The sequence below is a fragment of the Microcoleus sp. genome, from assembly GCF_049646505.1.
GTDB lineage: Bacteria > Cyanobacteriota > Cyanobacteriia > Cyanobacteriales > Microcoleaceae > Microcoleus.
Window position 1 is genome coordinate 1 of record NZ_JBARVX010000034.1, and the last position, 15,555, is coordinate 15,555.

At 46.2% G+C, this 15,555-nt stretch carries 11 protein-coding genes; 9 read left to right on the forward strand and 2 right to left on the reverse strand.

The features are described from left to right. Positions 1-386, reverse strand: a 386-nt coding sequence (locus WBA89_RS02185) for a glycogen debranching enzyme N-terminal domain-containing protein (protein WP_424403656.1), incomplete at its 3' end; no start/stop codon positions are given. Positions 387-711: 325 nt separating this feature from the next. Here WBA89_RS02185 and treZ point away from each other — a divergent pair. From treZ to WBA89_RS02225, 8 genes are all read left to right on the forward strand, one after another. Then, on the forward strand, positions 712-2,538 hold the full coding sequence (gene treZ / locus WBA89_RS02190; protein WP_424403658.1) for a malto-oligosyltrehalose trehalohydrolase: 1,827 nt from the start codon (positions 712-714) through the stop codon (positions 2,536-2,538). 424 nt (positions 2,539-2,962) lie between these two features. Continuing rightward, positions 2,963-5,755 (forward strand): malto-oligosyltrehalose synthase, encoded by a 2,793-nt coding sequence (gene treY, locus WBA89_RS02195; RefSeq protein ID WP_424403660.1) that lies wholly within the window; start codon positions 2,963-2,965, stop codon positions 5,753-5,755. Positions 5,756-6,113: 358 nt separating this feature from the next. Then, a complete protein-coding gene (locus WBA89_RS02200; protein WP_424403662.1) occupies positions 6,114-6,503 on the forward strand; it encodes a hypothetical protein in 390 nt (129 codons plus the stop codon). A gap of 64 nt (positions 6,504-6,567) precedes the next feature. Then, on the forward strand, positions 6,568-8,478 hold the full coding sequence (dnaK, locus tag WBA89_RS02205) for a molecular chaperone DnaK (protein ID WP_424403664.1): 1,911 nt from the start codon (positions 6,568-6,570) through the stop codon (positions 8,476-8,478). A 163-nt stretch (positions 8,479-8,641) separates the two neighbouring features. Beyond that, positions 8,642-9,154 carry a DUF4112 domain-containing protein gene (locus WBA89_RS02210; protein ID WP_424403666.1) on the forward strand — a complete coding sequence of 171 codons (513 nt, stop codon included), beginning with the start codon at positions 8,642-8,644 and terminating at the stop codon, positions 9,152-9,154. Between the two features lie 188 nt (positions 9,155-9,342). Next, positions 9,343-9,891, forward strand: coding sequence for a PadR family transcriptional regulator (locus tag WBA89_RS02215; RefSeq protein ID WP_424403668.1), 549 nt, complete (start codon positions 9,343-9,345; stop codon positions 9,889-9,891). 40 nt (positions 9,892-9,931) lie between these two features. Further along, a complete protein-coding gene (locus tag WBA89_RS02220; protein WP_424403670.1) occupies positions 9,932-11,722 on the forward strand; it encodes an efflux RND transporter periplasmic adaptor subunit in 1,791 nt (596 codons plus the stop codon). A gap of 121 nt (positions 11,723-11,843) precedes the next feature. Next, the gene (locus WBA89_RS02225) at positions 11,844-15,047 is read left to right on the forward strand and encodes an efflux RND transporter permease subunit (protein WP_424403672.1); all 3,204 of its coding nucleotides are present in this window, start codon (positions 11,844-11,846) and stop codon (positions 15,045-15,047) included. Between the two features lie 202 nt (positions 15,048-15,249). On the opposite strand, the gene WBA89_RS02230 is transcribed toward WBA89_RS02225, so the two are convergent. After that, complete coding sequence (locus WBA89_RS02230) at positions 15,250-15,408, reverse strand: type II toxin-antitoxin system PemK/MazF family toxin (protein ID WP_424403674.1); 159 nt, start codon at positions 15,406-15,408, stop codon at positions 15,250-15,252. Positions 15,409-15,414: 6 nt separating this feature from the next. Here WBA89_RS02230 and WBA89_RS02235 point away from each other — a divergent pair, with 6 nt between their 5' ends. Then, positions 15,415-15,537: a hypothetical protein gene (locus tag WBA89_RS02235; protein ID WP_424403676.1), complete on the forward strand. Its 123-nt coding sequence runs from the start codon at positions 15,415-15,417 to the stop codon at positions 15,535-15,537. Positions 15,538-15,555: the final 18 nt, after the last annotated feature.

The following is a 15,555-nucleotide window of genomic DNA, read 5'->3' on the forward strand; positions in this document are numbered from 1 at the left end:
GTTGTGTTAGCACCTTGCTGCATCCAAATCCGCTTTTCTAGGATAGCGTCGGCGAGCGCAAACCTCCAAACAGGGGTGGTTTCTTCGAGGTGGAAGCTTTCGATTAAGTTGTAGCCGTGGGGTTCGATCGCACTGTCGGCCCAGCGGTTTGTATAAAGCGGATAAGGGCGATCGGCATACACGGCTGTCTCGTCCAGTTTGGCGAGCATCAAAGTCCGTGCCAGCGGCGGTTTGAGGGCGGCTACCAGCAGCCCGTGATAGCGCCTAGTGAGCAGACCCGCGATCGTCCCGCTAGCGTAACCGCCGATCCCGTTTGTCACCAACCACTCGCGAGACTCCGCCGAGTCGAGATTGCAGCAAATTTCCCGTCCAAAAGCAATCACCATAAAACAAACACTCGCGCTAATTTGTAATCTATCTTTAGGTATATTTAAAACCAATTTTTAACAACAAATATTAACCATTGCAGGCTGCTATTGGGCGATCGGCGCTAGGAGTAGATTCATACTTTAAATTTAAACATAACCAACCGCTACTTTGACTTTTTCCCTGTCACGATTCTAGCCTTTAATCGCTCTGTCTAAGGTTAGTTGTTTGTTATTTTAAACCATATTACCCTCTAAATAGACATCCAAAAGTCACGCCAAAGCATTTGATAGCGCCCAAGAGATATCGCACCACCAACCTATTTTATAAGGAGAACTACTCAAAGTGAAGATAGGAGCCAATTACCTCGGCAACAACCAATGTGAATTTACAGTTTGGGCCCCCACAATCAAACAAATAGTCCTCCAAATCATTTCCCCAAAAAAACGCCTCATACCCATGCAGCAATCCGCAGAAGGTTACTGGCAAACCACAGCTACAGACATCCAACCAGGAACCCTTTACACCTACAAACTCGAAGAAAAACCCGACCTACCAGACCCAGCCTCAAAATATCAACCCCAAGGAGTCCGCGGCCCGTCCCAAGTAATAGATGAAAACTCCTTTACTTGGACAGACAAAAATTGGCAAGGCGTGCCGCTAGCCGAAATGATTATCTACGAACTGCACGTCGGTACATTCACCCAAGCCGGAACCTTTGCAGCCATAATTCCCCAACTCAAACAACTTCAAAAACTCGGAATCAACGCCATCGAAATCATGCCAGTCGCCCAATTTCCCGGCGACAGAAACTGGGGATACGACGGCGTATATCCCTACGCCGTCCAAAACTCCTACGGCGGCCCCGAAGAGTTCAAAAAACTCATCAACGCCTGCCACGAACACGGCATCTCAGTAATTCTCGATGTCGTTTACAACCACCTAGGCCCCGAAGGAAACTATTTCCCAGAATTCGGCCCCTACTTCACATCAAAATACCGACCAATTTGGGGAGAAGCCCTCAACTTAGACGAAGCCTACAGCGATGGAGTCCGCAACTACTTTCTTGAAAACGCCCTCTACTGGTTTCGAGACTATCACATCGACGCTTTGAGATTAGATGCAATTCAGGCAATATTTGAAGTGGGTGCCAGACCGTTTTTGCAACAACTATCCGATGCCACAGCGGATTTTTCCCAAGAGGTAGGAAGGAAAATTTATTTAATCGCAGAAAGTGACTTAAACGATGTCCGCACTACACGCCCAAAAGAACTAGGCGGCATGGGATTAGATGCCCAGTGGTGCGACGATTTCCACCACGCACTCCACGCCTTGCTAACCGGAGAAAATGACCGATATTACCAAGACTTCGGCAAGTGCGAACACTTAGAAAAAGCCTTCAAAGAAAGCTTTGTTTACTCAGGCCAGTACGCCCCCCACAGAAAGCGCAAACACGGCAATTCTGTCAAAGATGAACCGGGCGAAAAATTTGTAGTATTTGCCCAAACCCACGACCAAATCGGCAACCGCATTTTGGGAGACAGACTGTCGCAAATAGTAGACTTTGAAGCACTGAAACTCGCAGCAGGTACGGTTTTTATTTCTCCCTACATTCCGTTCTTATTTATGGGAGAAGAATACGCAGAAACAGCGCCGTTTTTGTACTTTGTTTCTCACTCAGACCCTGACTTAATTGAAGCTATCCGCAAAGACAAACAACAAGAATTTAAGATTTTTGAAGGTCGAGGCGAGTTTCAAGACCCCCAGAGTCCTGAAAGCTTCCAAAAGTGCAAATTAAACTGGGAAAAACAAACAGAAGGAAAGCACAAAGTCCTCTGGGAATGGCACCAACATTTAATTCAACTGCGGCGGACAATACCGGCACTTAAAAAACTAGACAAAAACAATCTAGAAGTCTCCAGCATTGAAGCCGATAAAATATTATTTCTACGTCGCTGGACAGATGACAGCGATATCTACTGTATTCTAAACTTCAACACGCAAGAGGTCGCTTTGGCCGCAGCACTTCCCCAAGGCAATTGGAACAAAATTTTAGACTCTACTGGTGTAAAATGGATGGGTTCGGGTTCTAGCTTGCCTGACAAGATCGAATCTGAGCAAGAATTGATTGTTAAACCGCAGAGTTTCGCACTCTACGAATTAATGAAATAGTAGGTTGGTTTGGGCGATCGCTCATTGGTGTCAACAACCAGGTCAAACTTAGTATCAGTTTACTGTTTGATGTCTTAGTTTTCGCGATCGTCCCGTAATTAGGGCGGGCACGGGATACCGCCCCTACAAAAGCTTGTCATTACCGACATTTTTGATTTTTCGTTTACCTACTAGCCCGCCTTCGGTTAAAACAAACTAAAAAAAACTATAAACTGGGTTAGTTTTAACCGACTTGCACGAATTAGTCAAGGAATTAATTCCCTGGCGGGCTCGCAGCGGATTGAGGATTTCACCAGATATGGGTAATGACAAAAGTTTGGCGGCGGTTGTCGAGCCGAATGCGCTACCGCTCAATCCAACCTACTGTTTCTAATTTTAAACAAAAAACCCGATCGACTAATTAAATAGGACTAAAATTAACATAATGAGAATTCCCACAGCAACTTATCGGATTCAATTTCATGGAGGTTTTAAATTTGAAGCCGCCAAACAAATTGTGAGTTATTTGGAAGAATTAGGCATTACCGACCTTTACGCATCACCGATATTTAAAGCCAGAAAAGGCAGCACTCACGGCTACGATGTCGTTGACTCAAATCAGCTCAATCCCGAATTGGGAAACTCAGAAGATTTTGAATCGCTCACCTACGAAATCAAGAAGCGAAAAATGGGATGGCTGCAAGATATTGTGCCGAACCACATGGCCTACGACACTCAAAACTTGTTGCTGTCAGACGTATTGGAACACGGGCCGGATTCCGACTATTTCGATTACTTCGATATTGAATGGAATCACGCTTACGAAAATCTCAGGGGTCGAGTTTTGGCTCCGCTGCTGGGCAATTTTTATGGAGAGTGTCTGGAAAATGGCGAGATTCAACTTCAATACAGGGAAAAAGGGCTGACTATCAATTACTACGATTTAAAATTGCCAGTCAAAATTGACTCTTACGGTAAGTTTATTACTCATAATTTGGGACATTTAGGCAGGGAATTAGGCAGGCGGCACCCAGATTTTATCAAGCTTTTAGGAATTATTTACCTAATCAAAAATACCTCTTCAGAAGTTAAAGGTAAGGCCCGATACGATCAGATAGCTTTTGTCAAAGGATTGCTGTGGGAACTCTACAATCAAAATCCCATCGTACATGAATTTATCGATGAAAATATCAAGGTTTTTAACGGAGAAAAGGGTAATGCTGAAAGCTTTAATTTGCTGGACGATTTGCTTTCCGATCAGTTTTACCGCCTATCTTTCTGGAAAGTGGGAGCTGAAGAAATTAACTACCGCAGGTTTTTTACAGTCAACGAACTGATGTCGGTAAAAGTTGAAGAAATTAAAGTTTTCCACAAAAACCATGCTTTGATATTCGACATGGTTGAAGAGGGAAAGTTTACCGGATTGAGAATCGACCACATCGACGGACTTTACGATCCAACCGAATATTTGAAACGGCTGCGGGAAAAAATCGGAGAAACTTACCTTACTGTTGAAAAAATCCTGGAACACGAAGAAGATTTGCCGCCATATTGGCCGATCGAGGGGACGAGCGGCTACGAGTTTTTGAATTATCTAAACGGCGTTTTTTGTCGGTGCGATCGCGAACAGCAATTTAGCGAAATCTATCACAGATTTACTCGACTTACCGTTCCCTACGAACAGTTGTTTTTAGAGAAAAAAGGGCTAATAGTTGAGAAAAATTTGGCGGGAGATGTAGACAATCTGGCTCAAATGTTGAAAATTATTTCCGGTCACTCCAGACAGGGAAATGACTTTACTCGTTCGGGTTTGGAAAAAGCACTTGCAGCAGTTTTAACAGTTTTTCCGGTGTACCGAACTTACATAAATCAAGAGGGTTTGCGAGAGTCCGATCGCACTTACGTAAAATATGCGATCGCCCATGCGAAAGAACTGGTACCGCGACTCCTCAAAGAACTTAAATTCATCGAAACGCTGCTGCTGCTAGAAGAAGAAGAAACTCTCACAGTCGAACAAAAAGAGGAGCGGCGCCACTTTGTCATGAAACTCCAGCAATTGACAGGGCCTTTGATGGCGAAAGGAGTTGAAGACACGCTTTTATACGTCTACTACCGGCTTTTATCCCTCAACGAAGTGGGAGGAAACCCCAGTCAATTCGGTGTTTCGCTGGCAGATTTTCACGAATTCAACAAACAGCAGCAAATAGCTTGGCCGCACAAAATGAATGCTACAGCTACCCACGATACCAAACGGGGCGAAGATGTGCGAGCCAGAATTAACGTTTTGTCAGAAATTCCAGAGGAATGGGAACAGCAAGTCAAGTCGTGGAGAGAGCTAAACTCTTCTAAGAAAATCAACTTTGTGAATCGAATGGTTCCCGATACTAACGACGAATACTTCTTGTACCAAACTATTCTCGGCAGTTTTCCCTTTGAGGGAATTGAAAACACCGATTATGTCGATCGCCTCAAAGATTATGCAATCAAAGCCGTCCGCGAAGCTAAAGTTTATACGGCTTGGCTGAGAGCCGACAACGACTACGAAACTGGTTTTCTGACATTTATCGAGAGCGTTCTCGAAAATTCAGAAAACAATCAATTCCTGAAGAATTTTCTGCCTTTCTGGAAAAAAGTAGCTGATTACGGAATTTTCAATTCTTTATCTCAAACGCTGCTAAAAATCACCGCCCCTGGGGTTCCCGACATTTATCAAGGAACAGAATTCTGGGATTTAAGCCACGTCGATCCGGACAACCGCCGTCCGGTTGATTTTGACCGCAGAATTCAAGTTTTGCAGGAAATTAAACAGCAAGCCAAGACTGATATTTTGCAACTGGTGGAAGATTTGATGGCGACGCGGGAAGATGCTAGAATCAAGCTGTTTTTGACGGCAAGAGTGCTAGAAGCGAGAAAAAAATACTTGGAAGTGTTTAAGTCGGGCGACTATCAATCCTTGCAAGTAGTTGGCACGTTTAAGGATAATGCGATCGCCTTTGCGCGAAGCTTTGGAGATACTACAGTTATTGTCGTTGCTCCTCGGTTTTTGACGGGAGTTGTCAAACCTGCAGAAATGCCGATCGGCAAACAAGTCTGGAAAGATACTAATCTGGTATTGTCCGAGCAAATGCCGTCGGTTTGGAAAGATGCGATTACCAACCAGCCAGTAGAAAGTAACGGTACGCTGACAATTGGTGATGCTCTCGGTTATTTTCCGGCAGCTTTGTTGATTAGTCAGTAGTCAATAGTCATTAGTCATTGGTCATTGGTCATTAGTCATTGGTCATTAGTCAGTAGTTAGTAGTCAGTAGTTAGTAGTCATTAGTCATTGGTCATATCGTGTGCGATCGATTAACACCGCTCAAATTGGTTCGTAGTGCGGACTACGAACCGTTTTTGTTATTAATCAAAAAATGTAGGAGTTCTCAAGAGTAATATCAAATCCGGTAGCATCGGAATGATTCAGATATATATTCTCTCCCTCTGTGTACTCTGTGTTCTCTGTGGTTAAATATTCCGATGGAAGCGGAAACGATATAAAGCATTGTGAATTGGATTATCTCTTCTATAGATTCCAGAGAACCGAGTCCCAGCAGTCTGTGCAAAGACTCTTTGGACTAGGAAATACTGAATTATACCGATATCTGAAACAGTATGCTCTAAAAAACGATATAAAAGGTGTTTCTAGAACTTTTCCCGAAGGCGGCCAATCAAAATTATACAACAAAGACGGCAAACACAACACAAAATATACGGTTTGCCACAATGCCACCAGCGATCGCACGCCGTACATTAGGAAGAGTAAACAAAAGCAGTCAGCAACTGTAGCGGTGCAAGCCTCACGGATGCAACCGTCCCTCAACAGGTTCGGTAAATACCCCTTCATCGCAAGGTCTACCGCCCGCAGTATAGAGATTAGCACCCTATCGAAGACTGTATTAAAGCAGGACTCACTACCCGTAAACCGCGAGGTGAAATCGCAGTCCTGAATAACCAGACTATCGCACAGATAGAAAACCAAAATTTTGTAGAAATTGGAGCCGGAACACCCCTATGGGAAAAGTAGTTGGAATTGACTTAGGTACGACAAACTCCTGCGTCGCAGTGATGGAAGGCGGCAAACCCACCGTCATAGCCAACGCCGAAGGGGCGCGCACCACACCTTCAGTAGTAGCATTTGCCAAAAATGGCGACCAGCTTGTCGGACAAATCGCCAAGCGTCAAGCCGTGATGAACCCCGAAAACACCTTTTACTCAGTAAAACGGTTTATCGGCAGCCGGATTGACGAAGTAACCCACGAAACCACCGAAGTTTCGTACAAAGTCCTCAACGTCGGCGGTAACATCAAACTCGACTCTCCCGCCCGCGGCAAACAATTTGCTCCCGAAGAAATTTCCGCGCAAGTTTTGCGAAAACTCGTAGAAGATGCCAGCAAATATCTCGGCGAAACCGTTACCCAAGCAGTAATTACCGTTCCAGCTTACTTCAACGATTCCCAGCGCCAAGCCACTAAAGACGCTGGCAAAATTGCCGGGATTGAAGTGCTGCGGATTATTAACGAACCTACAGCCGCAGCTTTAGCTTACGGACTAGATAAAAAAAGCAACGAAACCATCCTTGTATTTGACTTGGGCGGCGGTACTTTCGACGTATCGATTCTCGAAGTCGGCGACGGCGTATTTGAAGTGCTCGCAACCAGCGGAGACACTCACCTCGGCGGTGACGACTTCGACAAAAAAATCGTCGATTTCATTGCTAACGAATTCCAAAAAGCCGAAGGAATTGACCTCCGCAAAGACAAACAAGCACTGCAGCGCCTGACAGAAGCAGCCGAAAAAGCCAAGATTGAACTGTCTAGCGTTACTCAAGCAGAAATCAACTTGCCGTTTATTACCGCGACTCAAGACGGGCCAAAACATTTGGACACGACTTTGACGCGGGGCAAGTTTGAAGAACTGTGCTCGGATTTGATCGATCGCTCCCGCATCCCGGTAGAAAACGCAATCCGCGACGCCAAATTAGACAAATCTGCAATTAATGAAGTTGTATTGGTAGGCGGTTCTACGCGGATTCCTGCGGTGCAAGAACTGGTCAAAAAAATCCTCGGCAAAGAGCCCAACCAAACAGTAAACCCGGACGAAGTGGTTGCAGTCGGCGCAGCAATTCAAGCCGGCGTGCTTTCCGGGGAAGTCAAAGACATCTTGTTGCTCGACGTTACCCCGCTGTCTCTCGGTGTCGAAACCTTGGGCGGCGTGATGACCAAAATCATTCCCCGCAACACCACTATTCCTACCAAGAAGTCGGAAACTTTCTCGACTGCTGTAGACGGCCAAACAAACGTAGAAATTCACGTTTTGCAAGGCGAACGGGAAATGTCGGTTGATAACAAAGGTTTGGGAACTTTCCGCTTAGATGGAGTTCCGCCGGCACCCCGCGGCGTACCGCAAATCGAAGTTACTTTCGATATCGACGCTAACGGTATTTTGAATGTAGCTGCCAAGGATAAAGGTACTGGGAAAGAGCAATCGATTAGCATTACCGGTGCTTCTACACTGCCCAGCAATGAAGTCGAGAAGATGGTGAAAGAAGCCGAAGCAAATGCTTCTGCTGACAAGGAACGCCGCGAAAAGATCGATCGCAAAAACCAAGCCGACTCTTTAGCCTATCAAATCGAGAAACAGTTGGCAGAATTGGGCGATAAAGTCCCAGATGCTGACAAGACTAAAGTTGAAGGGTTGATTAAAGACTTGCGCGAGGCGATCGCCAAAGAAGACGACACAGCCATCAACACACTGACAACCGAGTTGCAGCAAGCGTTCTACGCTGTCAGCAGCAACCTGTACCAGCAAGCAGACGGTTCCACTGGCGGCCCGACTGGCGGCCCGACTGGTGGCCCGACTGGCGGCCCTACTGACGGCGGTGACGACGTGATCGATGCCGACTTTACCGAAGGCAACAAATAGCAGGCTAAACTAACAGCCCGCAGCTAGCTAGAAGCAAGAAACCCGGTTTTGAACAAAAACCGGGTTTCTCTGTATGATGAAAGATAATTTGGCGATTGAAATCGCTTCTACAAAAACGAAGTCCGCCTACGCGGACTAAGAAATACAGTCAGGAGTAATCTAAATGTCTCGTTCTCCTATACAAAATTCATCCACAAATACTGGCAACAAATCTCAGGCTGCATCCTTGCGTCGTCTGCGGCAAATCAGCCATTTACTAGACAATGCAATTCCGATTCCCGGTACAAAATACCGCATCGGACTCGATCCGATATTGGGACTTATCCCTGGTGGAGGTGATTTAGTCGGCTCAATTTTTGCAGGTTATGTTGTCTTTAAATCTGCTCAAATGGGAGTGCCGCAAGAAACTTTAGTCAAGATGGCCGCTAACATCGTATTTGATACAGTTGCTGGCACTGTACCTGTGGCTGGAGACTTATTAGATGTTGCTTGGAAAGCTAATGTCAAAAATATAGAATTGCTGGATGCTCATTTAGGTTCCCCCGAACCAGGTAAAAAAGCCGACTGGCTGTTTGTCGCTGCTTTGCTGTTGGGTTTGATGTTAATTGTTGGAGGCGTGATTTTTTTGAGCGTGATGCTTCTTGGATGGGTGTTTAGAATGATTGCTGGGAGTTGATTTTCTTTTTCAAATATTTCAAAATCTACTAACTTCGCAGGTAGATATTTATATCTTTAGGGGATTGACAAAAATAATTAAATAGATATATATATCTCAATTTTATGGGAAATTAACGATTTACCCGATCGTCCTCGAGCTAGATATAGTTGTACAATAATCCATACTACAATATCAGTTTGATATAAATGCTTGAATTATCAGCCCTCGGGCTGCTACAGTGGCAACCCCTGCACGGCTATCGGCTAAAGCAACTACTGGAGCTGTTTATGAGCAGTTACATCAGTGTTAACTACGGAGCGATTTACCCGCTGCTGAAGCGCTTGGAAGAGCGAGGCCAGATTTCGGTAATTGCCGAAGAAGCCGGAGATGCGGGCAGTCCGCGCAAAATCTACGGAATTACCGCCAAAGGACGCGAACTCTGGCGGCAAAAAATGCTCGAACACCCTAAAGAAAGCTGGGTTAACAGCGGTTCCCGCTTCAAAATCAAGTTTTTCTTTTTTGGCTACTTAGAACCTGCCGAACGGCTCAAATTGTTGGAACACCGCTTGCGAGTCTGTTACATCCGGCAAGAGTACATCGAAAGCCTCAAGAGCGAATATCCGCTAACCGACAACTATCAATTCGCCGCTCGCGATCGCTGCAACTGTGTGCTGGAATCAGAAATACAGTGGTTGACGGAGCAACTAGCCCAAGAGCAAAGCGTCGCAGAGATCGCAGATTTCGCCAAAGTCTAGATAAGTTCAGATGTACAAAAAAATATAAGTGGTGCTGCAAATGAGTTATTCTAAATCGCCAGAATCCGTTGTTGAAGAGCAAAAGCAAAAATCTACTGACCCACCGGAACTGCAACCAACTGATGCAGAAATCGATCGAGCGGAAGATTTTCCCGCCGTTGCCGACGACGATCGCCCCCGCCCTGGTAAACCGCGCTCGCGCTGGCTGCTAATTGCCGCGCTCGCGATCGTCACAGGCGGAGGTTTCGGCTGGTACCTGTGGCAATCGACTCACAATCGCCCGCCGCAACAAGCAGCAGCAGGTCAATCCCAAGGCATACCAGTCAAAATCGCCACCGTAGAATCCAGCTCAGTCCAAGATACCTCGGAATTTGTCAGCAGCTTAGAGGCAAAACGCTCAGTAGAAATCAAACCCCAAACAGAAGGGCTAGTCACAGAGATTTTTGTCAAATCCGGGGACTCGATCGACAAAGGACAAGCCATCGCCCGGATGAAAAACGACAGCGCCCAAGCTGACTTGAGGCAATCCCAAGCCAACCTGATCCGCGCTGAGTCCCGCTTGGCCGAACTGCAAGCAGGATCGAGACCAGAAGAAATCGCCCAAGCACAAGCCCAAGTCGCCCAAGCAATCGCCAACTTAGCTCAACTGCGATCGGGTTCTCGGCCCGAAGAAATAGGTCAAGCCCAAGCCCGCGTTAGCCAAGCCGAAGCCGATCTCGCCGATGCCCAAACAGGCAGCCTCCTAGAAGACATCGCCCAAGCAAAAGCCCAAATTGAAGCAAACACGGCCGAAGCAAAGCTAGCTAGCCAGCAACTTGCCAGATATCAAGTATTAGCCAAAGAAGGCGCAGCATCCGCAAACACCCTGCAGGAATACATCCAAAAAGAAAGCAGCGCCAAAGCCAACCTCCGAGAAGCTCAAAGGCGATTAGAACAGCGGCAAAAAAACAGACAAGCCGAGATCGATCGGCGCACAGCAGCCTTGCAGCAGCAGCGGCAAGCTTTGCAGCAATCACAAAACGGTTCGCGCCGGGAGGAAATAGCCAAAGGCGAAGCAGAAGTCGCACAAGCCAAAGCCAAATTAGCCGAGTTAGCCAACGGCACCCGCCCAGAACAGATCGATCAAGCCCGAGCCCAAGTTGCCGAGGCCACCGCTCAAGTGCGCGGTTTTGAGGTACAACTGCAAGATACTTCTGTCACCGCGCCCTTCGGCGGCATTATCGGCGACATACCCGTGAAAGTCGGCGACTACTTGAACAAAGGTGATGCGATCGCCACCTTAACTGAGAACCAACTGCTAGACTTGCGGTTATCCATTCCTCTGCAGCGGATGTCGCAATTACGGTTGGGTTTGCCTGTAGAAATGCTCGACGATCGAGGAAATGCGATCGCCAAAGGTCAAATCAGTTTTATCTCCCCCAACGTCAGCGCCAACTCCCAAACAATTTTAGCTAAAGCCACCTTTCCCAACCCAGGCGGCGAACTGCTGAATCTCCAGTTTGTCAAAGCCAGAGTCATCTGGGACCAAAAGCCAGGAATTTTAGTTCCAGTCACAGCAGTCACTCGCTTAGGAGGGCAAACATTTGTCTTTACAGCTCAAAAGCCCGAACAGCCAAAACCTGGAATGCCACCTTTAATAGCGCGGCAAAAGCCCGTGAAAGTGGGAACCATTGAGGGGAATAATTATCAAGTTATCGAAGGCTTGAAAGCAGGAGAAAAAGTCATTGTAGCGGGCATTCTCAACTTGACTGACGGTGCTCCGGTGATGGCTCAAGAGCCAGAAACCGGAGCAGGTAAAAGCACAAAATTACCCGCAACCGGCAAAAATTAATCCCCGATCGACGCTCTCAAATTCCCCCTTATTTAGGGGAATTATGGGGTGCGGAATCGAAATTGGCAGGCAAGAAAACACGCCTTAGCCACACCTTAAAAAGCTACCCATTACCCAAATAATGTTTGCAGATTTCTTTATTAAACGACCAGTATTTGCTAGCGTCTGCGCCATAGTTATCGTTTTGGTAGGCGCAATTAGTATTCCGACACTGCCGATCGAACGCTTCCCCGACATCAGCCCCACCCAAATCACCGTCACAGCCAACTACAGCGGGGCGAGTGCCGAAATTGTCGAAAATTCGGTAACAAACATCCTAGAGAGGCAAATTAACGGCGTTGAAGGACTAAAATATCTAACTTCTAGCAGCAGTAATGACGGCACCAGTAGCATCACAGCCACCTTTGACGCCTCGCGCAACAAAGATATTGCCGCAGTCGATGTTCAAAATCGAGTTGCAGTCGCCCAACCGCAACTACCAGATGTCGTACAGCGCACGGGAGTGAGAGTTACAAAACAATCTAGCAGTCTCTTGCTGGCGATCGGCTTATTTACAGAAAATCAAGAATACGACACCATATTTTTAAGCAATTACGCCGACTTGTATTTAGCAGATGCCCTAAAGCGGGTAAAAGGCGTTGGCGACGTGCGAATTTTTGGAGAACGCCGCTACGCAATGCGCCTGTGGATAGACCCCAATAAGTTAGCAGCTCGCCGTCTTACAATGCAAGACGTAACCAGGGCGCTTAACGAACAAAACTTGCAAGTTGGTGCCGGCAGAGTTGGTCAAGAACCAGCTCCAGACGGGCAAATGTATCAAATTGACTTGCGTGCTGAAAGTCGCCTCAAAGAACCCGCAGAATTTGAAAACATTGTCCTCAAAACAGAGGCAAACGGAACGTTAGTTAAATTAAAAGAGGTGGGAAGAGCTGAATTAGGAGCAGAAAACTACAACTCTTTTCTGAGATTTAGAGCCAATGATGCCGTAGGTTTAGGGATTTACCAACTGCCGGGAAGTAATGCTTTGAATGTTGCCAATGCAGTCAAAGCAGAAATGGAAAAACTAGCTGTTAGTTTCCCTCCCGGCTTGATACACAGAGTAGCGCTGGACACGACTTTATTTGTCCAAGAGTCGATGGCAGAAGTCATAAAAACGCTATTTGAAGCAGTTCTGCTAGTAGTGATAGTAATTTTTGTTTTCTTGCAAGACTGGCGGACTACTATTATTCCCACTATCACAATTCCAATTTCTTTGATTGGAACTTTTGCTTTTATCAAAGTTTTCGGATTTACGATTAACAGCTTATCTCTGTTTGGTCTAACACTAGCGACGGGGTTGGTGGTTGACGACGCTATTATTGTAGTAGAAAATATCGACCGTTTGATTCGCCAAGGCATGAGTGCCCGCCAAGCAGCTTTCGAGTCAATGCGGGAGCTTTTTAGCGCTGTGATTGCGACTTCCTTAGTGTTGATGGCAGTGTTCGTCCCAGTGGCATTTTTTCCCGGAACTACGGGAGCACTTTACAAACAATTTGCGCTGACAATTGCTTTTTCTGTACTGCTTTCTACCTTTATGGCTATTACCCTCACGCCCTCGCTGGCAGCTTTATTGCTGCGGCGGGGGCAGAAGTATGGCGGGCCGCTGGGTTGGGTGTTCGATCGTTTTAATAGAATGCTCGATTGGATGCAGCGGCAATATCGGGAATCCTTAATATTTCTCACAAGATTTAAAACTGCTGTCACCCTCGTATTCATCGCTTCTCTGGGATTAACCGCTTGGCTTTATCTATCAGTACCGACAGCATTTATCCCAGAGGAAGACCAGGGATATTTTCTGACAATTATTCAAGGGCCGCAAGGTGTTTCGCTGCAATATACTCGGCAAGTGATGGATGAAGTTGAGCAAGAAATTCTTAAACTTCCTGAAGTTGTCGGGACTTTTACCGTGGGCGGCTTCGGTTTTAGCGGTAGCACTTCCAACCAAGGTATTATTTTTACTACGCTTAAACCCTGGAGCGAACGTCGCGGAGAAAGTCAAACTGTACAAGCAATTATTGGCGGCTTGCGCGACAAGCTGATGGCGATTCCAGAAGCTAGAATTTTTCCGGTGAATCCCCCAGCCATTCAAGGTTTAGGTCAATTTGGAGGCTTCCAATTTCAATTGCAAGACCGCAAAGGTAACAGCGGTTTAGATGCTATGGTTCAGACAATGGGCACGATTTTGAAGCAGGCGAATCAGACACCGGGATTGCAGGCGGTATTCAGTACGTTTGCAGCGAATACACCTCAGTTAATTGTGGAGGTTGACCGCAATCGAGCTAAGGCTTTGGATATTTCTCTTGATGATATTTTCAGTACGCTGCAAACGGCTCTGGGTTCGCAGTACGTCAACGATTTTAATCTGGAGCAGCGGAATTATCGGGTGTACGTTCAGGCGGACAAACAGTTTCGCAGCAACCCTGAAGATATCGGTAAATTGTATGTCCGATCTGGAAAGAATGAAATGATTTCTTTGAGCAATTTGGTGAAGCTAACTCCGGTGGTGGGAGCCCAAACTATTAATCACTACAATTTATACAGGTCAATTGAAATTACGGGTTCTCCGGCTCCGGGAGCGAGTTCTGGACAGGCGATTAAATCGATGGAAAAGCTGGCAAGTCAAGTTTTACCAGCAGGTTTTGGCTATGAATGGTCGGGGACTTCTTTAGAAGAAATTGAGTCTGGGGGTCAAGCTCCAATTATTTTTGGTTTGGGGCTGATTTTTGTGTTCTTGGTTTTGGCGGCTCAGTACGAAAATTATGTCGATCCTTTCATTATTTTGCTGGCGGTTCCTCTGGCGATTTTAGGCGCACTTTTAGCTCAGTCGCTGCGGGGTTTGGCGAATGATGTTTATTGCCAGATTGGTTTGGTGATGCTGATTGGGTTGGCCAGTAAAAATGCGATTTTAATCGTGGAGTTTGCTAATCAGTTGCGGGAGCAGGGGTATTCAGTTACTAAGGCAGCAGTTGAAGCGGCTCAAGAGCGTTTGCGACCGATTTTAATGACTTCTCTGTCTTTTATCTTGGGTATTGCTCCTCTGATCAACCCAGAGGGTGCGGGGGCTGCGAGCCGCCGATCGCTAGGGAATGCGGTGGCGGGGGGGATGGTTGTTTCTACTTTCTTGAGTTTGTTTATAGTACCGGTTTTGTATGTGGTGATTGTCTCGACTCGCGATCGCTTTACGAAACGCGATCGCCCGCAAAATCCCCCTGATGATGGCACAATTTTGAACGGCAAAACGACTCCCGGCGAGGAAGTTGAACGGGATAAAGTATCGCCGCTTTAGTTGGTAAGGATCGAAAACTTAATAACTTAAGCACCTCCTACAGTCCTCTATCCTGTAAGGAAAGGAAATAGAAGGAGGCAGAGCCTCGGGATCTGCATTACCAGGCAGAGCCTGGTAACGAGAAATCGCTTAAGTTATTAAATTTTCATTCCTCAGTTAAACATACCATTGTTGGTTTTTTGAGGGTAGTTGGTGCGATCGCTCACAAACCTAAAATCGCACGCAGAGCTACTGCCAGCCCATCCATATAATTGTCATCTAAATGACCGATTATCCTAATAATTCTAGATTTGTCAATAACTCGAATCTGTTCGCAAAGTATCACTGAATCTTGATTTAAACCCCCTACTCCAGATGGCACAAATACATGATATCAATTCCGGTTGCACTCCTCATGATGTTAACTGTTAACAGTCAACAGTTAACAGTCAACAGTCAACAGTCAACAGTCAACAGTCAACAGTCAACAGTGAATTTACTATTCCGATGAAGAGAGGATTTGATATGA

Bases quoted from the DNA above. Each gene is read 5' to 3' on its own strand.
- treY (WP_424403660.1), top strand. From the start codon at position 2,963: ATGAGAATTCCCACAGCAACTTATCGGATTCAATTTCATGGAGGTTTT.
- dnaK (WP_424403664.1), top strand. From the start codon at position 6,568: ATGGGAAAAGTAGTTGGAATTGACTTAGGTACGACAAACTCCTGCGTC.
- WBA89_RS02210 (WP_424403666.1), top strand. From the start codon at position 8,642: ATGTCTCGTTCTCCTATACAAAATTCATCCACAAATACTGGCAACAAA.
- WBA89_RS02215 (WP_424403668.1), top strand. From the start codon at position 9,343: ATGCTTGAATTATCAGCCCTCGGGCTGCTACAGTGGCAACCCCTGCAC.
- WBA89_RS02220 (WP_424403670.1), top strand. From the start codon at position 9,932: ATGAGTTATTCTAAATCGCCAGAATCCGTTGTTGAAGAGCAAAAGCAA.
- WBA89_RS02225 (WP_424403672.1), top strand. From the start codon at position 11,844: ATGTTTGCAGATTTCTTTATTAAACGACCAGTATTTGCTAGCGTCTGC.
- WBA89_RS02235 (WP_424403676.1), top strand. From the start codon at position 15,415: ATGATATCAATTCCGGTTGCACTCCTCATGATGTTAACTGTTAACAGT.